This window comes from Kordiimonas gwangyangensis DSM 19435 = JCM 12864 (assembly GCF_000375545.1).
GTDB lineage: Bacteria > Pseudomonadota > Alphaproteobacteria > Sphingomonadales > Kordiimonadaceae > Kordiimonas > Kordiimonas gwangyangensis.
The window spans coordinates 280,816-299,700 of the sequence record NZ_AQXF01000006.1 but is presented as its reverse complement, the minus strand read 5'-3'; the positions used below and the strand labels follow the sequence as shown (position 1 = coordinate 299,700).

Below are 18,885 nucleotides of genomic sequence, written 5' to 3'. Positions count from 1 at the left end.
CATGACGAACGAAAACCAGAATGACCTTCAAAGCGAGGCCTTGCGGCCACGCATCGGCTTTGTTGTTGTTGCAGGTATCCTCTGTGCCTGTGCGGTACTGGTGTATCTGTTTGAGGATTCGCTTGTGGGCCCGCGCGGCGAGGGTAGCGTGGCTTTTGCCTTTGTGCTTGGTTTCCTTGTGCTCTCGGCGATGATCTTTGTGCTGTTCTACCGCTCGCCCCGGCTTGGTAACCGCCTGCTCGGTTTTGACAGTGTGCTGAAGAAGCCGTCCAAATCCGAGAAGTCGAGCATGAGCTATACCGGCAGCTTCCACGTTGAAACGGGCCTTGCCGAGAAACGCATGAACACCCAGCGCAAAAACATGCGCCATTCGCGCAAACATTATGCCGAGGTAACCCGCCAGATGAAGGCGGAAAAGGCGCAGGCCGCGCCAGATAAAACAGACGAAAAGTAGTTCTTAAGTATATGAAACGATTTTATAAATCCGTATCTGTTGAAGCGCAGCATGATGGTTTCACCATCACCCTTGATGGCCGTCCGGTAAAGACACCGGGGCGCGCGCAACTCTTGCTGCCCACTCGCGCCCTTGCTGACGCGGTGGCGGCTGAATGGGACGCGCAAGCGGACGACATCAAGCCAGACGATATGCACCAAACCCGCCTTGCCAACACCGCGCTCGACCGTGTTGCGCTGCGGCATGAGGATGTTGTGGTGGAAGTTGCGGCCTTCGCGGGTACCGATCTACTGTGTTACCGGGCAGACGAACCCGCAGAGCTTGTTGCAGCGCAAGATGCGCAGTGGAACCCGTACCTTGCATGGGCCACGGAGCGCTATGGCGCCGCGCTCAAATCAACGGCGGGCATCATGCCGGTCAGTCAGGATGCGGATGCGCTTGAAAAGTTCGCTGCTGTAGTGCGGGGGTATGATGCTTTTGAGCTGACAGCGCTGCATGCCTTTACGAACGGACTGGGCTCCCTCATCCTGGCGCTTGCCTATATGGAAGGTTTCAGCCCGCTTGAGGCTGTGTGGCAGGCCAGTATTCTTGATGCAACGCACCAGGAAGCCGCGTGGGGAACCGACTGGGAAGTTGAGGATAAGCGCGAAAAACTGCATGCGGAACTCGTGGCCGCGGCCGAGTTTCTTTCGCACCTGCGAAATAAATAGCTGGAAAGCACACGCGCGAGAGACTATGAACGATTCTGGCTTGAGGCGCGGTAGGGAGTTGCGCCTCGCAGTCTGAGGGAAGGGAGCATATGAAAGAAATCCTGGAACGCCTTGAGGTGAAGCGCGATGAAGCCCGCATGGGCGGTGGTCAGGCGCGTATCGATGCGCAGCACGCCCGCGGTAAACTGACCGCACGTGAACGCATCGACCTGCTGCTGGATGAAGGCAGCTTCGAAGAATACGACATGTTCGTGGAACACCGCTGCACCGACTTCGGCATGAGCGACACGAAATACGCGGGTGACGGCGTCGTCACCGGCTCAGGCACCATCAATGGTCGCCTGGTTTATGTTTTCTCTCAGGACTTTACCGTGTTCGGCGGTTCGCTGTCGGCGACGCATGCGCAAAAAATCATCAAGGTCATGGACATGGCCATGAAGGTTGGCGCGCCGGTGATTGGCCTGAATGACAGCGGCGGTGCCCGTATTCAGGAAGGTGTCGCAGCCCTCGGTGGCTACGCTGACGTGTTCCAGAAAAACGTGCTTGCGTCCGGCGTTGTGCCGCAGATTTCCATGATCATGGGCCCGTGCGCGGGTGGTGCGGTCTATAGCCCAGCGATGACAGATTTCATCTTCATGGTTGAAGACAGCTCCTACATGTTTGTAACCGGCCCCGATGTGGTCAAGACGGTGACAAACGAAGTGGTGACGCAGGAACAGCTTGGCGGTGCCTCCACGCACACGACCAAATCCGGCGTGGCGGACAAATCGTTCGAGAATGATGTTGAAGCGCTCGCGCAAATGCGCCGCTTCTTCGATTTCCTGCCGCTGAACAACCGCGAAAAGCCGCCAGTTCGCCCGACATTCGACAGTGCAGATCGTATCGAGGCCTCGCTCGATAGCGTAATCCCGTCGAACGCGAACAAGCCTTACGACATGCATGAAGTGATTGAGAAAATCGTCGATGAAGGCGACTTCTTCGAGCTTCAACCAAAGCATGCGGGCAATATCCTTATCGGTCTCGCGCGCATGGACGGCGAGACGGTCGGCATCGTCGCCAACCAGCCGATGGTGCTGGCGGGTTGCCTTGATATCGACAGCTCCAAAAAAGCAGCACGTTTTGTGCGCTTCTGTGACTGCTTCAATATTCCGATTATCACTCTTGTAGACGTGCCGGGCTTCCTGCCGGGTACAGCGCAGGAATATGGCGGCATCATAAAACACGGTGCCAAGCTTCTGTTCGCCTATGGTGAAGCAACGGTGCCCAAGATCACTGTTATTACTCGTAAAGCCTATGGCGGCGCCTATGACGTGATGGCGTCCAAGCACCTGCGCGGGGACCTCAACTACGCGTGGCCGACGGCTGAGATTGCGGTGATGGGTGCCAAGGGTGCGGTGGAAATCCTCTATCGCAAGGACCGGGACGACGCGGAAAAGATTGCGGAGAAGACCCGCGAATATGAAGACCTGTTCGCGAACCCCTTTGTGGCGGCGCAGCGCGGCTTCATTGACGAGGTGATCATGCCGCATTCCACACGCCGCCGCATCATTCGTGGCCTCAAGAAGCTTGCCAACAAGCATCTCGAGAATCCGTGGAAGAAGCACGACAATATCCCGCTTTAAGGACTGCTGATGGCCCGCCCGTTGCCAAAAGACGTTGAAAACCAGATCGCAGGTGCCGCGAAGCGGTCGGAGATTCGCTCCGTCGCGATTGCGTGCCTCATACTGGGGACAGCGTTTGGTTTTGGCTTGGGTGCAGCCTTCTTCAAGTCCACCGGTGGTTCATTTTATTTCATCATTGGCGCTGCCGTTGTTGGCCTGGCTTGGTTCCTGGCCGCCCGTGCGCGCAACAAGAAAGCTTAGGTGAGGGAAGCACTTCATGTTCAAGAAGATCCTGATTGCCAATAGGGGGGAAATCGCGTGCCGGGTCATCAAGACCGCGCGCAAGTTCGGTATCAAGACCGTCGCCGTTTATTCGGACGCGGATGCCGACGCCCTGCACGTTGAAATGGCGGATGAGGCGGTTCATATCGGCCCGCCCGCTGCGGCAGAAAGTTACCTGCTTGCTGACAAGATTTTGAAGGCAGCCAAGGACACGGGCGCCGAGGCGATCCACCCGGGTTATGGTTTCCTCTCGGAACGTGCGAGCTTCGTGAAAGCTGTGCAGGATGCGGGCATTGCCTTTATTGGGCCCGACCCCAAGGCAATTGACGCCATGGGCGACAAGATCACGTCCAAGAAGCTCGCAGCCGAAGCCGGTGTTTCCACCGTGCCGGGCCATATGGGTATCATCAAGAATGCGGACGAGGCGGTGAAAATCTCGGCTAGCATCGGCTATCCGGTGATGCTGAAGGCATCCGCAGGTGGCGGCGGCAAAGGCATGCGTATTGCCTATAACGACACCGAAGCGCGGGAAGGTTTTATCTCGGCTCAGAACGAGGCACGCTCGAGCTTTGCTGACGACCGTGTGTTCATCGAAAAATTTGTCGAGGAGCCGCGCCACATTGAAATTCAGGTGCTGGGCGACAAGCACGGTAACGTGATTTATCTGGGCGAACGGGAATGTTCGATCCAGCGCCGCCACCAGAAAGTGGTGGAAGAAGCCCCAAGCCCCTTCCTTGACGAAGCAACCCGCAAGGCGATGGGCGAACAGGCTGTCGCACTGTCAAAAGCGGTGGATTACTGCTCCGCCGGAACGGTCGAATTTATCGTCGACAAGCACAAGAACTTCTATTTCCTTGAGATGAACACCCGCCTGCAGGTGGAACACCCGGTCACCGAACAGGTAACGGGCATCGATTTGGTGGAACAGATGCTGCGTGTGGCTGCGGGCGAGAAACTCAGGCTGACACAGGACGATGTGAAGCTGACCGGCTGGTCGGTAGAGACACGCGTGTATGCAGAAGACCCGCTCCGTGGTTTCCTGCCGTCGATCGGCCGCCTGACGCGCTACCTGCCACCGGAAGAGGACGAGCATGTACGTGTGGACACCGGCGTTTATGAAGGGGCCGAGATTTCCATGTTCTACGACCCGATGATCGCCAAGCTGGTGACGACGGGAAAAACACGGGACGAGGCGATTGCAGCGCAGCGCCGGGCGCTTGATGAATATTACATCCGCGGTATCGCGCACAACATCCCGTTCCTTGCGGCCCTGATGGCGCACCCGCGTTTCCAAAGCGGCGACATGACCACCGGTTTTATCGCCGAGGAATATCCGGACGGGTTTACGGGCGGTGTGCTGACGGACGAGGTGAAGGAAGCGATGATCACCGCCGCCGCTTTCATCAACGCGGTGGAAGTTTCGCGCGCGACGCAGATTGATGGTCAGATTTCCGAACCGCGCGGCCCGCAGGAACGGCCATGGGTTGTAACCATTGGTGGCGATAGCGTGACCGTTGGTATCATGCTGGTGGAAGACCACGCAGAAATCTCCATTGGCAAGAAACGCATGCCGGTGCTGAGCGACTGGTGCCCGGGCAAGCCGGTGTTCCATGCGCGCATTGGCGACAAGGATTTTGCGATGGAGATCGACCGTCGCCCGCTTGGTGTCATGCTCACCTGCGACGGTGTCAGCATGGATATCCGCGTACAGACCGAACGCGCGGCCGAGCTTCAGAAACTGATGCCGGAGAAGGAGGCGCCGGATACCTCGAAACTGCTTCTGTGTCCGATGCCCGGCCTTGTTGTTTCCATCAACGTGGCGGAAGGTGACGAGGTGAAGGCAGGCCAGGCGCTCGCGGTTGTCGAAGCCATGAAGATGGAAAACATCCTCCGGGCCGAGAAAGACGGAGTGGTGAAATCCGTCAACGCGGCGGCGGGCGACAGCCTCGCGGTGGATGCCATCATCCTCGAGTTTGAATGAGCGACCTGAGCAAGGCACATGCGGCCATCTTGCCGCTGCTTGAAAGGCTGGTGGGTTTTGACACCACCAGCCGCAACTCAAACCTTGCGCTTATTGACTATATCCAAAGCTATTTGAACGGCTTGGGGATCAAGTCCTCCCTCATTCGGAACGAGGCAGGCGATAAAGCCAATCTCTTTGCCACCATCGGCCCCAATGTGGCCGGTGGTGTTGTGCTTTCAGGGCATACCGACGTGGTGCCGGTTGACGGCCAGCCGTGGACGACTGACCCGTTTAAGCTTCACCATGGCGAGGACGGCAAGCTGCATGCGCGCGGCACGGCGGACATGAAAGGTTTCATTGCTGTCTGCCTTGCCTATGCCCCCGTCTTCAAGGCGGCGAACCTCAAGCGCCCGGTACATTTTGCTTTCACCTATGACGAGGAAGTCGGCTGCCTTGGCATTCAGGCCATGCTGCCACACTTGCGCGCACACTGTGCCACGCCGCGCCTTGTGGTGGTGGGGGAGCCGACGAACATGCAAGTGGCGGCGGCGCACAAGGGCCAGTTTGTCTCCCGCACCCGCATACGGGGCAGGGAGGCGCATTCAAGCCGCCCCGAGGACGGTGTGAATGCGGTGGTAACGGCAAGCGAGCTGATTGGCGTGATCATGGGCTATGCTAGGCGGGAGCGCGAGCGCGGCCCGCAGGACGCCATGTTCGATACGCCCTATACCTCCTTCAATGTGGGTCCGATCTCGGGCGGTAGTGTGTTCAACACCGTGCCCGGCGATTGTGAATTTGACTGGGAATTCCGTCCCGTGCCTGCATGTGACGGCCAGAAAATCATTGATGAGTATGCAGCTTATCTGCGTGACGAGTTGAATCCGCGTCTGAGGGCTGCGGGTGGCGACGGGTGCTTTGCCGAGAACGAAGTTTGGGCTTACCTGCCGCCACTTGTGGCCACACCGGGTTCGGACGCTGAGACTTTGGCCAAAATGCTGGCGAACCGCAATGATACCACGGTTGTCGGGTTTGGAACCGAAGGCGGCCACTTCCAGAGCATCGATTTCCCGACGGTTGTGTGCGGCCCCGGTGATATTGCGCAGGCGCACAAGCCGGGTGAATTTATCACCGAGAGCCAGCTTGAGGCCTGCGCTGGCTTTATGAAGCGGCTTCTGGATGTGTTATCATCCTGAGCGGAAGATGTGCATATGATGAGCAATGAAGCTGACAGAAAAGCCGTCCGCGCGCGTATCAGCGGCACAGTTCAGGGTGTGTCCTACCGTGCCTGGACCGAGCGCGAGGCAAACCGCCTCGGCCTCTATGGTTGGGTGCGTAACCGGCAGGACGGGAGCGTGGAGGCACTTTTTGTCGGCCCGTCGGCAGCCGTTGATGAAATGCTCCGCCTCTGCCTGAAGGGTCCCATATACGCTCGCGTCGATAGCGTAGAGACTGAAGACGCGAAGGGTATCACCGCCAAACGCTTCGAGGTCAAACCGACTGTCAGAACCTTAAATCTGAAATACAGGGTGGCTGTTCTCGATAGGGTCGGAGTTATCGACACTGCCGCGTTCCGTTGGCTGCGCCTCATAGGGCAGCTTGGCCGCCGGGCCGTCGGGCGCGTCCTGGTATTCAAGCGTCATCGGCAGGGCTTCCATGCCGAACACCTCCTCAAACGCTTCCCTGAGTGCCACATCCACATCATCCATGGTGACAGGGAGGCCCAGGTCTTCAAGGCTGGTGACCCCGTGCTCCGAGATGCCGCAGGGCACGATGCCGTCAAAATGACTGAGGTCCGGTGTCACGTTGATGGCAATGCCGTGGTAGGTAACCCACTGGCGTACGCGCACGCCGATGGCTGCAACCTTGTCCTCACGGCCCGCGCCGCGCTCAACCCATAGGCCCACGCGGCCTTTGCGCCGCTCTGCCTTCACAGCGAAAGCTGCCATGGTGCGGGCGATGACCTCCTCAAGGCTGTAGACAAACTGGCGCACGTCACGCCCGCGTTTCTTGAGGTCGAGCAGGAAGTACACCACGCGCTGGCCGGGCCCATGGTAGGTATACTGCCCACCGCGTCCGGCGTCATAAACCGGGAAACGGTCCGGGTCCACGAGGTCAGCCGGGTCGGCACTTGTGCCCGCAGTATAAAGTGGTGGGTGCTCAAGGAGCCAGACAAGCTCCGGTGCTTCGCCAGCGCGAATGGCACGTACGCGGTTTTCCATTTCTTCAATCGCATCTGGGTAAGCGACAAGGCCATCGCTGATTCGCCATTCAAGGGCAGGGGTGCTCATGACATCAATCTCCGGAAAACCGTTTTCTTGCCCGCTTACATAATACCTGAAGCACGCCGGGCCAAGCCTTTTGGTTGCTTCTGTCTTGAAGCAGCAATGCCTTTTGGTTAAGGAAATAATAAGATACAAATGCAAAGCTGCATCAAACCCGGCACACAAGTGCTGGGGAAACAGCCTTCTAGCATGGGACCACTATGAACTTTCAGGCCGTCAACCGCGTCACCGTAGAGATCACCGTCGTACTCGGGCGTACGCACATGCCTGTTCGCCAGCTCCTGAAAATGGGCCGTGGCGCTGTGATCGACCTTGATGCGAAGCATGAAGACGAATGCTGGATCTATGCGAATGGCGAGTTGATCGCGCGCGGCGAGATCATGATCGTTGGCGAGCGCATCGGTGTTTCCATCACACGCATGATGAGCCAGCTTCAAGTCTAGTCGCCATCAAACCCGTTGGGTTTCCTGCCTTTTTTAAATTGTTTCAAAAATGTGCAATTTTTCGCTTGCGGCCCCCATGCTAACTTGATAGTTAAGCGCCGCGTCCCGCGGTCGTGGCGGAATTGGTAGACGCGCAGCGTTGAGGTCGCTGTGGGGTAACACCCGTGGAAGTTCGAGTCTTCTCGACCGCACCATAAAAACCCGTAGGGAAAATCCCTACGGGTTTTTTCTTTGTCTTTTCAGCGGAATTTGGACGTTTTTTCTGTCCCAAGTCATTCTGTGGCCCCCTTTTTTTCAAAGGCTACTGGAAAGTGGCATCACTTTATTTTATCAACCATAGACATGGACCGTTGGTTCGGTGGCCGCCCATGTGCGCACGGACCTGCAATCAGCATGAGGGGAGCGCGAGATGACAGAATCCGGCCAAGATCCGCGTCACACCGAAGACGAAATCCCCGAAGACGCGAAAGTCGTCGACCGGGCTGATGCTGACGATGACGAAACCGAAATCCACCACGACCGGGAATTTATCCAGCAGGTTCAAAGTGCTATCCGCGAAGAAGACTCGGAACGCGCCTATGAACTCGTTGCCGATTTGCACGCTGCAGACGTAGCCGATCTTCTTGAGGTTCTGCCGTCCACGCAGCGTGTGGGCTTTATTGAGCTCCTGGGCGAGCGGCTTGACCCTGACGTTCTGATTGAGGTTGAGGGTGCCGCGCAGGCCGATCTCTATGAGCATATGTCGAACGAGCTCATCGCTGATGCGGTGACCGAGCTTGAGGCGGACGATGCTGTCTACGTTCTTGAAGAACTGGACGAGGTTGACCGTGAGGAAGTCCTACGAGCGCTGGCAGCCGATGACCGCGTCGCCATTGAAGAGAGCCTGAGCTACCCGGAAGAATCAGCAGGCCGCTTGATGAGCCGGGACTTTGTCTCGCTGCCAGAATTCTGGACAGTGGGGCAGACGATCGACTTCCTGCGGTCCGAGGATGAGGATATCCCGGATGACTTCTATGATATCTTTGTCGTCGACCCTGCCCACCGGGCGGTGGGGACTGTACCGCTGTCGCGCGTCATGCGTAGCCACCGCCATGTCACCATCGGGTCAATCATGGATGACGACCCACACCTTGTGAAGGTCACGGCGGACCAGGAAGAGGTGGCCTACCAGTTCTCGAAGTATCACCTTATCTCTGCGGCAGTTGTGGACGATTCACAGCGCCTTGTCGGTGTGGTCACCGTGGATGACATCGTTGAGGTAATCGGCGACGAGGCACAGGAAGATATCCTCGCCCTCGCTGGTGTGGGTGAAGAATCAGGTGTGAACGAAAACTTCGTTGAGGTGACCAAGAGCCGGTTCCTTTGGCTATTTGTGAACCTTGGCACCGCAGTTCTCGCATCTGCCGTCATCGGGCTCTTTGATGCGACGATTGAAGAGATGGTGGCACTGGCCATCCTGATGCCGATCGTAGCGTCCATGGGCGGGAATGCAGGCACACAGACCATGACGGTTGCTGTACGCGCTATCGCCACCAAGGAACTGAGCCGCACCAACGCCATCAGGGTTATGAACCGCGAGATGACAGCGGCACTTATCAACGGCTTGTTGCTGGCGATTATTTCCGGGCTGTTCGCGTGGCTTTGGTTCGGCAACATGTTGCTGGGCGGCGTTTTTGCGTTTGCCATGGTCTTCAACATGTTTGTGGCCGGGTTAAGCGGTGTGCTTATCCCACTGGGGCTCAACAAAATTGGCGCTGACCCCGCGGTGGCCTCCAGCGTATTTGTGACGACCATCACCGATGTGGTGGGTTTCTTTGCCTTTCTCGGTATCGCAGCGGCCTTGCTGCTTTAAACAGGTGTCGGATGGATAACGGCCTTGTGCTGCTAGTTGACGACGAACCGGTGGTCCTCCGACTGCAGGCTGCTGCCGTGCGGCAGTTTGGATTCGAAACCCTGATTGCGGAGACCGTGGAAGAAGCGCTGATGGTCACGCGCAAGCATAGGCCGTCGCTCGTGATCAGCGACGTGCAAATGCCGGGCGAGGGCGGCTTTGATTTTGTCGATAGCCTGGAGAAGCAGGGCCTCAAGAGCATGCCGGTGATCTACCTCACAGGCTATGATGACATTGAGATCATCCGCGGCGGCCTGAGGGCTGGCGGCGACGACTTTGTGATCAAGGGTGGCCCGATCGAGCGCTTGCGCAAACGTATCGCCTTCTGGATGGCAAGCGGCTTTCAGGAACTGCCGAGCGACCTGCGCCGCCGGGCCCTAACAGCTGCCAATGCCGTTCGTGGAGACGCATTCTCCGATGTTGAGAATCACCTGAACTTCAACCATGGGCTTGTTGAGCGCGTGGTTGCTGAAATCCAGCACGAGCTTGATGGGCTACCGACGGATTTTGGTACAAGGCTTGTGGAACGTGTGTGTGCGATGGGGCGAATGTCAAAACTCATCATCGACGCCAGCGAAGGCTTCGGCGACTTTGTGCGTTTCCCGGATTATTTTATCACCGTTGCCAACAAGTCCCGGCAAGGCTGGGGCCGCGAGCTTTGGCCGCTTCTGAAACGATTTGAAGACTGGTCCTGCGATACGCGCTTTGTGCTCGCGGGGGTCGAGCCCCTCAAGCTTATTCAGGACTATGAATGGTTCGTTGAAGGGCTCTCTTGACCTCTCAAACGCTACCAATAGCCATATTGTCGAGTAGGCGTACGCCACCAAGGCGGGCTACAGCGATCACACGCGCTTCCCCATTCAGGTGCGCCAGAGGCTCAAGGGTCTCGCAGTCCACGACCGAGACATAGTCCACCGACAAGAAACCAGCGTCCATAAGCGCTTGCTTCGCCGTATCCTCAGCGACACGCAAGTTGGCGCCACCTTCCACATCACGAACCAGTTGGCGGAGGATAACGTTGAACTGGCCTGCAATCACCCGCTCTTCCGCGTTCAGGTACACATTGCGTGATGAAGCCGCCAAGCCATCATCCTCACGGATAAGCGTGCCCCCCATGATTTCCACTGGGATGTTCAGGTCCGCAACAAAGCGGCGGATCACGGCGAGCTGCTGGTAGTCCTTCTCGCCAAAAATGGCGACATCGGCCATGGATTGCAGCAGAAGCTTGCTAACAACAGTGGCGACACCGTCAAAGTGGCCAGGGCGCAGTGCACCTTCAAAACGGTCTGATATACCGCTTACGCTGACAGAACTTGCAAAACCCTTTGGATACATCTCGGCCGCGTTCGGTGCGAAAACAAGGCTTGCGGGTGTGGTCTCGAGCTTTCGGCAGTCTTCCACTTCGGTGCGCGGGTATTTTTCAAAGTCTTCGCCCACACCAAACTGGGTTGGGTTTACGAAAATGGAGACAATGACCCTGTCCGCTTTCTCACCAATGGCATGCACAAGCGACAGGTGACCATGGTGAAGCGCGCCCATGGTGGGCACAAGGCCGACACGCAGCCCTTCACGTTTCCAGGCGTTCACAGTCTCGCGCAGCGCCGCAACGGTCCGCACGATGGGAATCTGATGTGTCACGGTCAACCTTCCAGGTGGGTGGCAAGTTGGGCGCTGTCGAGCCCATCAAGGCCATTGAAATTGATGATGGTGAGAATATCGCTCACATAGTCCGCACCGCGCTCGGAATAGCTGACAAGCGAGGGGGCGAGGGCGGCACCGGTGACCGGCAGGTTATGCTGCCTGAGTTCAGCGCGCCTTAGGCGCAGGTCACGGTAGCTTGGGTGCCGGTTCAGGTTGGTCATATAGCTCATGACGCTATCAAGCAGGTAGTCGAAGCTTTTGACCTTGTGAGTCTTTCCGTCTTCGCGCTCCAGCGGTGTCAGTCCATCACCGTCACCCCATATCCATTCGCCGAACAGTGCGTTGCCTGCTTGGGCAAACCTGCTGGTGCCCCAACCTGATTCCATGGCAGCCTGCGCAAGGGCAAGCGACGGGGGAATCACATCACAGCGGAAAATGAGCAGGTCGATGTCAGCCATGGTGAAATTGCCATGACGTCGCACTCGGTATTGTTTGGCTTTAGCTTGCAGCCATTTCCTCTCGCTCGCGCGCAAGGTGGTGCCTTTCAGCATTTTTTTCTTGAGCGAAAGCAGAACGCCGCGGTCCGCGATAATCAGCTCATTTGCCCTGAGGATAAGGGGTAGCATGGCGGAAGTGAAAAGCCGCTTCTTCTCTCGCGCGTTTTCTACTTCAGGCAGGGTGCCGGGAAGGCGGGATAGGAAAATCCGGGGTACAGCCTCAACGGCATGCATTTCCTTTTGCAGCAGGCGTGCGAGGCGAGGAGAGACCTCTTTTTCCTCACGCGGGACATACTGGTGGGCCAGGTAATTGACATGGTCGCCCACAAGCGCGTCGGGGCGGGAAAGCTCCAGAAGATGGCGTGCAAGCATGATCGGGCCCGCAAAGAGCACGAAGGCAAGCGCCAACATAACCAATGTCTTTCGCACACGGAAGCGCACGACGGGCAAATCTCCTTCCCCAGAACCTTTACATATCTAGCTAATAAATCTAGAGGCAAACCGCAAGATCGTCTAATGCTATGGAAAGTGGATGGCATATATTGTTATCCAGAGGTGTGTTTAGGAGGTAACTCTGTGCCGGATAGTGTGGCAAATCCAGAACAGGCGCCAAGCGGGCGTCCGTACCTGATTGTACTCGGGAATGAAAAAGGCGGCTCGGGCAAGTCCACGACCGCAATGCATATTGTTGTGTCGCTTCTGCGCGAAGGCCGCCGGGTTGGTACGATCGACCTTGATGCCCGGCAAAAAAGCCTGACGCGTTACATTGAGAACCGCCGCGCGCATGTGACTGCGAAGAAGCTTGATCTGCCTATGCCGGTCGAACTCGTGGTCGCCAAATCGGCACTGCGGTCTGTCGATGATGCGGAAGCGGACGAAAAGGCACGCTTTGAAGCCGCCTATATGGACTTGATGGACAAGGTGGACGTGATTGTCATCGACTGCCCAGGCAGCGACACTTTCCTTTCCCGCCTTGCACACACAGCTGCAGACACACTTGTCACGCCGGTGAATGACAGTTTTGTCGACCTTGACCTGCTGGCGCGTGTGAACCCCAATACTTACAAGGTAGAAGGGCCCAGCCTTTATGCCGAGATGGTGTGGAAAGCACGGCAGCGCCGGGCCATGGCTGACGGCAGTTCCATCGATTGGGTCGTGCTGCGGAACCGCGTTGGCATGCTGCACGCCAAGAACAAGGAACGGGTCGAGCGGGTGCTCAATGAGTTGAGTAAACGCATTGGCATCCGCCATGTCTCAGGCCTTGGCGAACGCGTGATCTACCGTGAGCTGTTTCTGCGCGGTCTGACGCTCATGGACCTTAAGGAAGCGGGCGGCATCGACGGCAAGGGCATGTCCATGAGCCATGTGGCAGCGCGGCAGGAAGTGCGGTCGCTCATGGATGCACTCAATCTACCCTTCCGACAGAACACCAAGGTTTCCTAGCATGATTGTCTGGCTCATCGTTGGCATCGCGCTCGCATTCCTGTTGCTCATGCTCCTGAATTGGTGGGCGAAGTCTGACGTCAAGACGGCCAAAAGCTCGCTTTTCTGGGCTATTATCGCTGTATGTGCTGTGATTTCTGTTGCGCTGTTCGCGAGCGGGCGTGGTTTTGCCGCCATCCTGCCCATCGGTTTCACGGTGTGGAAACTGTTTGGTGCAAACGCCAAGCTCGGCAATGCAGGAGCATCCGGTGGGTCGGCTCCTCGTCAATCTGGCCGTATGAGCGTCCCTGAGGCGCGTGAAGTGCTTGGCGTTGATGAGGGCGCTGGCGAGGATGAGATCAACGCCGCCTACCGCCAACTGATGGCAAAATATCATCCGGACAAGGGTGGGAATGACTGGATGGCGAGCAAGCTTAACGAAGCCCGCCAGACACTTCTGCGCGACAAATAAATTTTAACGGCCCTGTCTACTGCGCTTTACCGGCATATATGATATGTAGAACAAATGGTTGAGGGGCCGAGTTTCGCGCCGAAGCGAGGAGGGCTGATGCGCAATTGGCTGCCATGGTTGGTGGTTCTGACCTTGCTGGGGTTTGGTTCTGTGTCTGCGCAGGAGAGCAAGAGCTTTCCCCAGCCTGTCACTAAACCCAAAGCATTTGTTGTCGGCACCATTTTGCACAACCCGCCTTACGTGACCGAGCATCCGTCATCTGGGATAGATCTCGATATCATCCGCGCGGCCATGGCCCGCAGCGGTGTTGAGGTACGGTTTGTTCATGCGCCAATTGCGCGGGTGGAGAAATTGCTTGAAAACGGGTCCGTGGACGCAATCACCACTTTTTCGACTGTCGGCGGACTCTGTGAGAATAGCGACGTATTTAGCGAATGGCATGATGGCATCATTGTGCCGCGGGATAGTAACGCGGCCATTCGGTCTGCATCTGATCTCGCAGGGCTCAAAGTTGGTTTGTTTCCGGGCGCTGAGCAGGTTTTGGCCACTACGCTTGATCCTCATGTCTCGTCCTTTGGTGGCAAAGTGACCATTTTCAGCGCACCACTTGTGCTTCGGATGCTGCGGTATAACAGGATCGATGCTTACATCGGTGACTATTGGTCTATCGAATATGCGCAGAAAAATGACCTTGAGTTCAAAAACCAGCCACGTCTGTTTGATGTTGCGGTGAAGTTTCCACCCACGCCCCGTTCACTCTGCATCCGCGATAAAGAGCATCTAGCCATGTTCAATGAGGGGTTTGCTGCAGCGAAGGCGGCGGGCCTCGTGTCGGGGATATTGTCGCAATACCGGGCTTTTATCCCTGACTAAGGTGAATATCATCGCTTTCTTTTGTCTTTTGCCATGATGGCAGTTGACCCCCGCCGCAGGGGCTGACAATTTTGCAATTATTTATGTCTTTTGAGGTGATTCATGACCGGCCATTTCTTCCATCATACCGTTCTCCGCGAATATGACGTGCGTGGCATTGTTGGCGAAACGTTACATGCGGAGGACGCTTATGTGCTCGGCCGCGCGTTTGGCACACATGTGCGCCGCGCAGGCGGTACAAAGGTTTGTGTAGGATATGATGGGCGGGTCTCATCACCGGAACTGTCCACACGTTTGATGGAAGGCATCGCCAGTACCGGTATCCATGTTTTGAACGTGGGGCTTGGTGCAACGCCAATGCTTTACTATAGCGTTTTTGAACTTGATACCGATGGCGGTGTGATGGTTACAGGTTCGCACAACCCGCCGAACTACAATGGTTTCAAGATGATGATGGGCAAAAAGCCCTGCTTTGGGGATGCGATCCAGGCGCTTGGCAAAACCGCGAACGAAGGTGACTTCGAGGTGGGCGAAGGCAGCATTGCACAGGAAGATGTATTTGACCGCTACATTGACCGGCTTGAACGCGATTATGAAGGCGCATCCTTCAAAGTGGCGTGGGACCCGGCGAACGGCGCTGCGGGCCCGGCAATTGAAGCGCTGGTGAAACGTTTGCCTGGTGAGCATATTGTGATCAACGCGGAAGTGGACGGCACGTTCCCGAACCATCATGCTGACCCGACGGTGGAAGAAAACCTCGAACAGCTCAAAGAAGTGGTCGCGAAGCATGGCTGCGACATCGGGCTGTCGTTCGATGGTGACGGTGACCGCATTGGCGCGATTGACGGGCAGGGCAGGGTTGTCTGGGGTGACCAGATGCTTGCCATCATGGCTGGTGACCTCTTGAAAGAATTGCCTGGCGCCCCCATTATTGCAGATGTGAAAGCCAGTCAGGCGCTGTTTGACCGCATCGCGGAACTGGGTGGCGAGCCCATCATGTGGAAAACGGGCCACTCGCTCATTAAGTCCAAAATGGTGGAACTTGGTGCGCCGCTCGCTGGCGAAATGTCCGGCCATATTTTCTACAAACATAAATTCTATGGTCATGATGATGCGATTTACGCGGGGCTGCGGTTCCTCAATGCAATCGCAAAACAGGGTGGCGACCTCTCGGCGCTCAAAGACGGCTTGCCGGCAGCAATCAATACGCCGGAGCTGCGGTTCGACTGCGATGAAGATCGCAAGTTCGAGGTGGTGAAAGAGGTCAAAGCTCGGCTGGAAGCTGAGGGCGCGGATATGTCCACCGTTGACGGTGTGCGCGTGCAAACGGCAGATGGTTGGTGGCTTCTCCGTGCGTCGAATACGCAAGCTGTCCTTGTGGCGCGGTGCGAAGCATCAACGGATGAGGGCCTTGTGCGGCTCAAGCAAGCGCTTGTTGCTGCGCTGGCTAAATCGGGTGTGGAAGCACCTGCAGATTTGTAAAATAGATGTGAGAGAAAAGAAAAACTCGCACCTTCACTGCATGTTTACTCTTTTAGAAGAGCCTGTTTGTATTACATTAGTGAGGTATGGGTTTTTCATGGAGGATCGATGCCTGACAAGGATCAAGGCGGCAATGGTGGGTCTGGTACGGGCCTGCTGACACGGTCTGAAACCAAGACCAAAAAGCCGTCCATGTATAAAGTCTTGCTCCTCAACGACGATTACACGCCGATGGAATTCGTGGTGCACATCTTGCAACGCTTTTTCCGGATGAATGTGGAGCAGGCGACCGAAGTCATGCTGCATGTGCACCAACGTGGTGTCGGCATTTGCGGCGTGTTTACCTATGAAGTGGCCGAAACCAAGGTCAATCAGGTGCTTTCGTTCGCGCGCCAGCATGAACACCCGCTTCAGTGCACACTCGAAAAAGAGTGATAACACGGGCCTGCGTGGCTGAATGCCGCGCCTGCGCCCGAGAAGGATAGAAACGAGTGCCAAGATTTTCGCCCCACCTTGAAGAGACCCTGCATCGTGCGCTGAAGGAAGCGAATGAGCGTAGCCATGAATATGCGACGCTCGAGCATCTGTTGCTATCGCTCCTTGATGACCCCGATGCGATTGCGGTCCTGAAGGCGTGCGACGTGGATGTGGACATCCTGCGCTCGCAGCTTCTGGAATATCTTGATGACGATATGGAAAACCTGAAGGTTGATGCGGATGGCCTTGAAGCCACGCCAACCGCGGGGTTCCAGCGTGTTGTGCAGCGTGCGCTTCTGCATGTGCAGTCTTCTGGGCGTGAAGAAATGACAGGCGCGAACCTGCTGGTTGCCCTGTTCTCCGAGCGGGAGAGCCACGCGGTTTATTTCCTCCAGAGCCAGGATATGACCCGTCTGGATGCTGTGAGCTATATCTCACACGGCATCGCCAAAGTGCCGGACTTCAAGGAAGAGCGCACAGTGCGCGGCGCGGACGAGGAACAGGAAGCAAAGCCCGAGCAACCAGCAGCGGGCGAGAGCAAGAAGGCGGATACCGCGCTTGCAGCTTACTGTGTTGACCTCAACGAGAAAGCCAAGGAAGGCAAGATCGACCCGCTCATTGGCCGCGCATCTGAGCTTGAGCGCGCGGTGCAGATCCTGTGCCGTCGTTCAAAGAACAACCCGCTTTTGGTTGGTGACCCTGGCGTTGGCAAGACAGCTATTGCTGAAGGCCTCGCACGCCGTATCGTTGAGCATGATGTGCCGGCGGTGCTTGACAACGCTGTTATCTATGCGCTTGATATGGGTTCGCTCCTCGCCGGAACCCGCTATCGCGGCGACTTTGAGGAACGCCTCAAAGCTGTGGTGAAAGAACTCGAGGCTCGCGAGGGTGCCATCCTGTTCATCGACGAAATCCACACCGTCATTGGTGCCGGTGCCACATCGGGCGGGGCGATGGATGCGTCCAACCTTCTCAAGCCCGCGCTTGCGAGCGGTGCCATCCGCTGCATGGGCTCAACCACTTACAAAGAGTTCCGTAGTCACTTCGAGAAAGACCGCGCGCTATTGCGCCGGTTCCAGAAGATCGATGTGAACGAACCATCTGTCGACGATGCGATCAAAATCTTGCGTGGCCTCAAGCCGTACTTCGAGGAACACCACAATGTTCGTTACACGGCGGAGGCGATCAAAACGGCGGTGGAACTTTCGGACCGCTATATCTCGGACCGCAAGCTGCCGGATAAAGCGATTGACGTGATTGACGAAACGGGCGCCGCCCAGATGTTGCTGCCGCCGTCAAGGCGCAAGAAGACGATTGGCGTGAAGGATGTGGAAGCCGTCATTGCCAAGATCGCGCGCATCCCACCGAAAACCGTGACCCGCGACGAAGGCCGCGTGATGTTCACGCTTGAAGACGACCTGAAACGGGTGGTGTTCGGGCAGAATAATGCCATTGAGGCGCTGACCGCTGCCATCAAACTGTCGCGCGCGGGCCTTCGTGAGCCGAATAAGCCGATTGGTTCCTATTTGTTCAGCGGCCCGACGGGCGTGGGCAAAACGGAAGTCGCGCGCCAGCTTTCGCACCTTTTGGGCGTTGAGTTGCACCGGTTCGACATGTCGGAATATATGGAGCGTCACTCCATCTCCCGCTTGATTGGTGCCCCTCCGGGCTATGTGGGCTTTGACCAGGGCGGCTTGCTGACGGACGCTGTGGACCAGCATCCGCACTGTGTACTGCTCCTCGATGAGATTGAGAAAGCGCACCCGGACCTCTTTAACGTGCTCCTGCAGGTTATGGATAACGGCACGCTCACGGACCATAACGGCAAGAAGGTCGACTTCCGCAATGTGATCCTGATCATGACCACGAATGCGGGCGCTTCTGAACTTAGTAAAACTGCCATTGGTTTCGGTCGCGAAACGAATGGCGGTGCGTCTGAGGAAGCGATCAAGCAGATGTTCAGCCCTGAATTCCGCAACCGCCTGGATGCGGTGGTGGCGTTTGACTTCCTGCCGCCTGAAGTGGTCTCGAAGGTGGTTGAGAAGTTCGTGCTGCAGCTTGAACTGCAACTGGCTGAGCGCAATGTGGAAATATCGCTCACAGAGGACGCCAAGGCATGGCTCGCAGAAAAAGGCTATGACCGCCACTATGGCGCACGGCCGCTTTCGCGCGTTATTCAGGAGAGCATTAAAACGCCGCTCGCTGACGAACTGCTGTTTGGCAAGCTCACCAAGGGCGGTGAAGTGGTTGTGAAGCTGAAGGACAATAAAATGGTCTTCGAGATCACACCGCATGCGCCGCGTGAGAAGCCGGAGAAGAAGGCGAAGAAAAAAGCTGCTTCCGGTGTGCCGGCAACCCGCAAGGAAAACAAGCCACCAGTCCCTGTGAAGTAGGG

Annotated in this window: 17 protein-coding genes, 1 tRNA gene and 2 pseudogenes; 17 read left to right on the top strand and 3 right to left on the bottom strand. The window is 56.9% G+C overall.

The features are described from left to right. Nucleotide 1: 1 nt before the first annotated feature. From B150_RS0117615 to B150_RS23645, 7 genes and pseudogenes are all read left to right on the top strand, one after another. On the top strand, nucleotides 2–454 hold the full coding sequence (locus tag B150_RS0117615) for a hypothetical protein (RefSeq protein WP_020401269.1): 453 nt from the start codon (nucleotides 2–4) through the stop codon (nucleotides 452–454). An 11-nt stretch (nucleotides 455–465) separates the two neighbouring features. Beyond that, complete coding sequence (locus tag B150_RS0117610) at nucleotides 466–1,164, top strand: ATP12 family chaperone protein (RefSeq protein WP_020401268.1); 699 nt, start codon at nucleotides 466–468, stop codon at nucleotides 1,162–1,164. 89 nt (nucleotides 1,165–1,253) lie between these two features. Next, nucleotides 1,254–2,786 carry an acyl-CoA carboxylase subunit beta gene (locus B150_RS0117605; RefSeq protein ID WP_020401267.1) on the top strand — a complete coding sequence of 511 codons (1,533 nt, stop codon included), beginning with the start codon at nucleotides 1,254–1,256 and terminating at the stop codon, nucleotides 2,784–2,786. A 9-nt stretch (nucleotides 2,787–2,795) separates the two neighbouring features. After that, the gene (locus tag B150_RS0117600) at nucleotides 2,796–3,026 is read left to right on the top strand and encodes a hypothetical protein (RefSeq protein ID WP_020401266.1); all 231 of its coding nucleotides are present in this window, start codon (nucleotides 2,796–2,798) and stop codon (nucleotides 3,024–3,026) included. Nucleotides 3,027–3,042: 16 nt separating this feature from the next. Next, nucleotides 3,043–5,028, top strand: a complete 1,986-nt coding sequence (locus tag B150_RS0117595) for an acetyl-CoA carboxylase biotin carboxylase subunit (RefSeq protein ID WP_020401265.1) — start codon at nucleotides 3,043–3,045, stop codon at nucleotides 5,026–5,028. Then, nucleotides 5,025–6,203: an acetylornithine deacetylase gene (argE, locus tag B150_RS0117590; protein ID WP_020401264.1), complete on the top strand. Its 1,179-nt coding sequence runs from the start codon at nucleotides 5,025–5,027 to the stop codon at nucleotides 6,201–6,203. The genes B150_RS0117595 and argE overlap by 4 nt, the downstream gene beginning before the upstream one ends. 15 nt (nucleotides 6,204–6,218) lie before the next feature. Continuing rightward, a pseudogene (locus B150_RS23645) lies at nucleotides 6,219–6,485 on the top strand (acylphosphatase); the annotation flags it as partial. A gap of 174 nt (nucleotides 6,486–6,659) precedes the next feature. Here B150_RS23645 and lipB read toward each other — a convergent pair. After that, a pseudogene (gene lipB / locus B150_RS21785) lies at nucleotides 6,660–7,298 on the bottom strand (lipoyl(octanoyl) transferase LipB); the annotation flags it as partial. A gap of 194 nt (nucleotides 7,299–7,492) precedes the next feature. Between lipB and B150_RS0117580 the strand changes: the two are divergent. The 4 genes from B150_RS0117580 (at nucleotide 7,493) to B150_RS22735 (ending at nucleotide 10,402) form a co-directional block, all read left to right on the top strand. Further along, nucleotides 7,493–7,735 carry a FliM/FliN family flagellar motor switch protein gene (locus tag B150_RS0117580; RefSeq protein WP_020401262.1) on the top strand — a complete coding sequence of 81 codons (243 nt, stop codon included), beginning with the start codon at nucleotides 7,493–7,495 and terminating at the stop codon, nucleotides 7,733–7,735. Nucleotides 7,736–7,842: 107 nt separating this feature from the next. Beyond that, nucleotides 7,843–7,929, top strand: a tRNA-Leu gene (locus B150_RS0117575). Between the two features lie 215 nt (nucleotides 7,930–8,144). Beyond that, the gene (gene mgtE / locus B150_RS0117570; protein WP_020401261.1) at nucleotides 8,145–9,587 is read left to right on the top strand and encodes a magnesium transporter; all 1,443 of its coding nucleotides are present in this window, start codon (nucleotides 8,145–8,147) and stop codon (nucleotides 9,585–9,587) included. Between the two features lie 11 nt (nucleotides 9,588–9,598). Next, nucleotides 9,599–10,402, top strand: a complete 804-nt coding sequence (locus B150_RS22735) for a response regulator (RefSeq protein WP_020401260.1) — start codon at nucleotides 9,599–9,601, stop codon at nucleotides 10,400–10,402. Nucleotides 10,403–10,406: 4 nt separating this feature from the next. Here B150_RS22735 and panC read toward each other — a convergent pair whose 3' ends face one another. Both panC and B150_RS21775 read right to left on the bottom strand, forming a co-directional pair. Continuing rightward, nucleotides 10,407–11,264 (bottom strand): pantoate--beta-alanine ligase, encoded by an 858-nt coding sequence (panC, locus tag B150_RS0117560; protein ID WP_020401259.1) that lies wholly within the window; start codon nucleotides 11,262–11,264, stop codon nucleotides 10,407–10,409. A 2-nt stretch (nucleotides 11,265–11,266) separates the two neighbouring features. Continuing rightward, nucleotides 11,267–12,175, bottom strand: coding sequence for a glucosaminidase domain-containing protein (locus B150_RS21775; RefSeq protein ID WP_020401258.1), 909 nt, complete (start codon nucleotides 12,173–12,175; stop codon nucleotides 11,267–11,269). 165 nt (nucleotides 12,176–12,340) lie between these two features. Here B150_RS21775 and B150_RS0117550 point away from each other — a divergent pair, with 165 nt between their 5' ends. From B150_RS0117550 to clpA, 6 genes are all read left to right on the top strand, one after another. Continuing rightward, nucleotides 12,341–13,207, top strand: a complete 867-nt coding sequence (locus B150_RS0117550; protein WP_020401257.1) for a division plane positioning ATPase MipZ — start codon at nucleotides 12,341–12,343, stop codon at nucleotides 13,205–13,207. A 1-nt stretch (nucleotide 13,208) separates the two neighbouring features. Further along, on the top strand, nucleotides 13,209–13,658 hold the full coding sequence (locus B150_RS22730) for a DnaJ domain-containing protein (protein WP_020401256.1): 450 nt from the start codon (nucleotides 13,209–13,211) through the stop codon (nucleotides 13,656–13,658). Nucleotides 13,659–13,754: 96 nt separating this feature from the next. Further along, nucleotides 13,755–14,531, top strand: a complete 777-nt coding sequence (locus B150_RS0117540) for a substrate-binding periplasmic protein (RefSeq protein WP_020401255.1) — start codon at nucleotides 13,755–13,757, stop codon at nucleotides 14,529–14,531. A gap of 102 nt (nucleotides 14,532–14,633) precedes the next feature. Then, nucleotides 14,634–16,013: a phosphoglucomutase/phosphomannomutase PgmG gene (gene pgmG, locus B150_RS0117535; protein ID WP_020401254.1), complete on the top strand. Its 1,380-nt coding sequence runs from the start codon at nucleotides 14,634–14,636 to the stop codon at nucleotides 16,011–16,013. A gap of 108 nt (nucleotides 16,014–16,121) precedes the next feature. Next, a complete protein-coding gene (gene clpS / locus B150_RS0117530) occupies nucleotides 16,122–16,448 on the top strand; it encodes an ATP-dependent Clp protease adapter ClpS (protein ID WP_020401253.1) in 327 nt (108 codons plus the stop codon). Between the two features lie 56 nt (nucleotides 16,449–16,504). Then, entirely contained in the window at nucleotides 16,505–18,883 is a 2,379-nt protein-coding gene (clpA, locus tag B150_RS0117525; protein ID WP_020401252.1) for an ATP-dependent Clp protease ATP-binding subunit ClpA, read from the top strand. The last annotated feature ends 2 nt before the right edge of the window (nucleotides 18,884–18,885 follow it).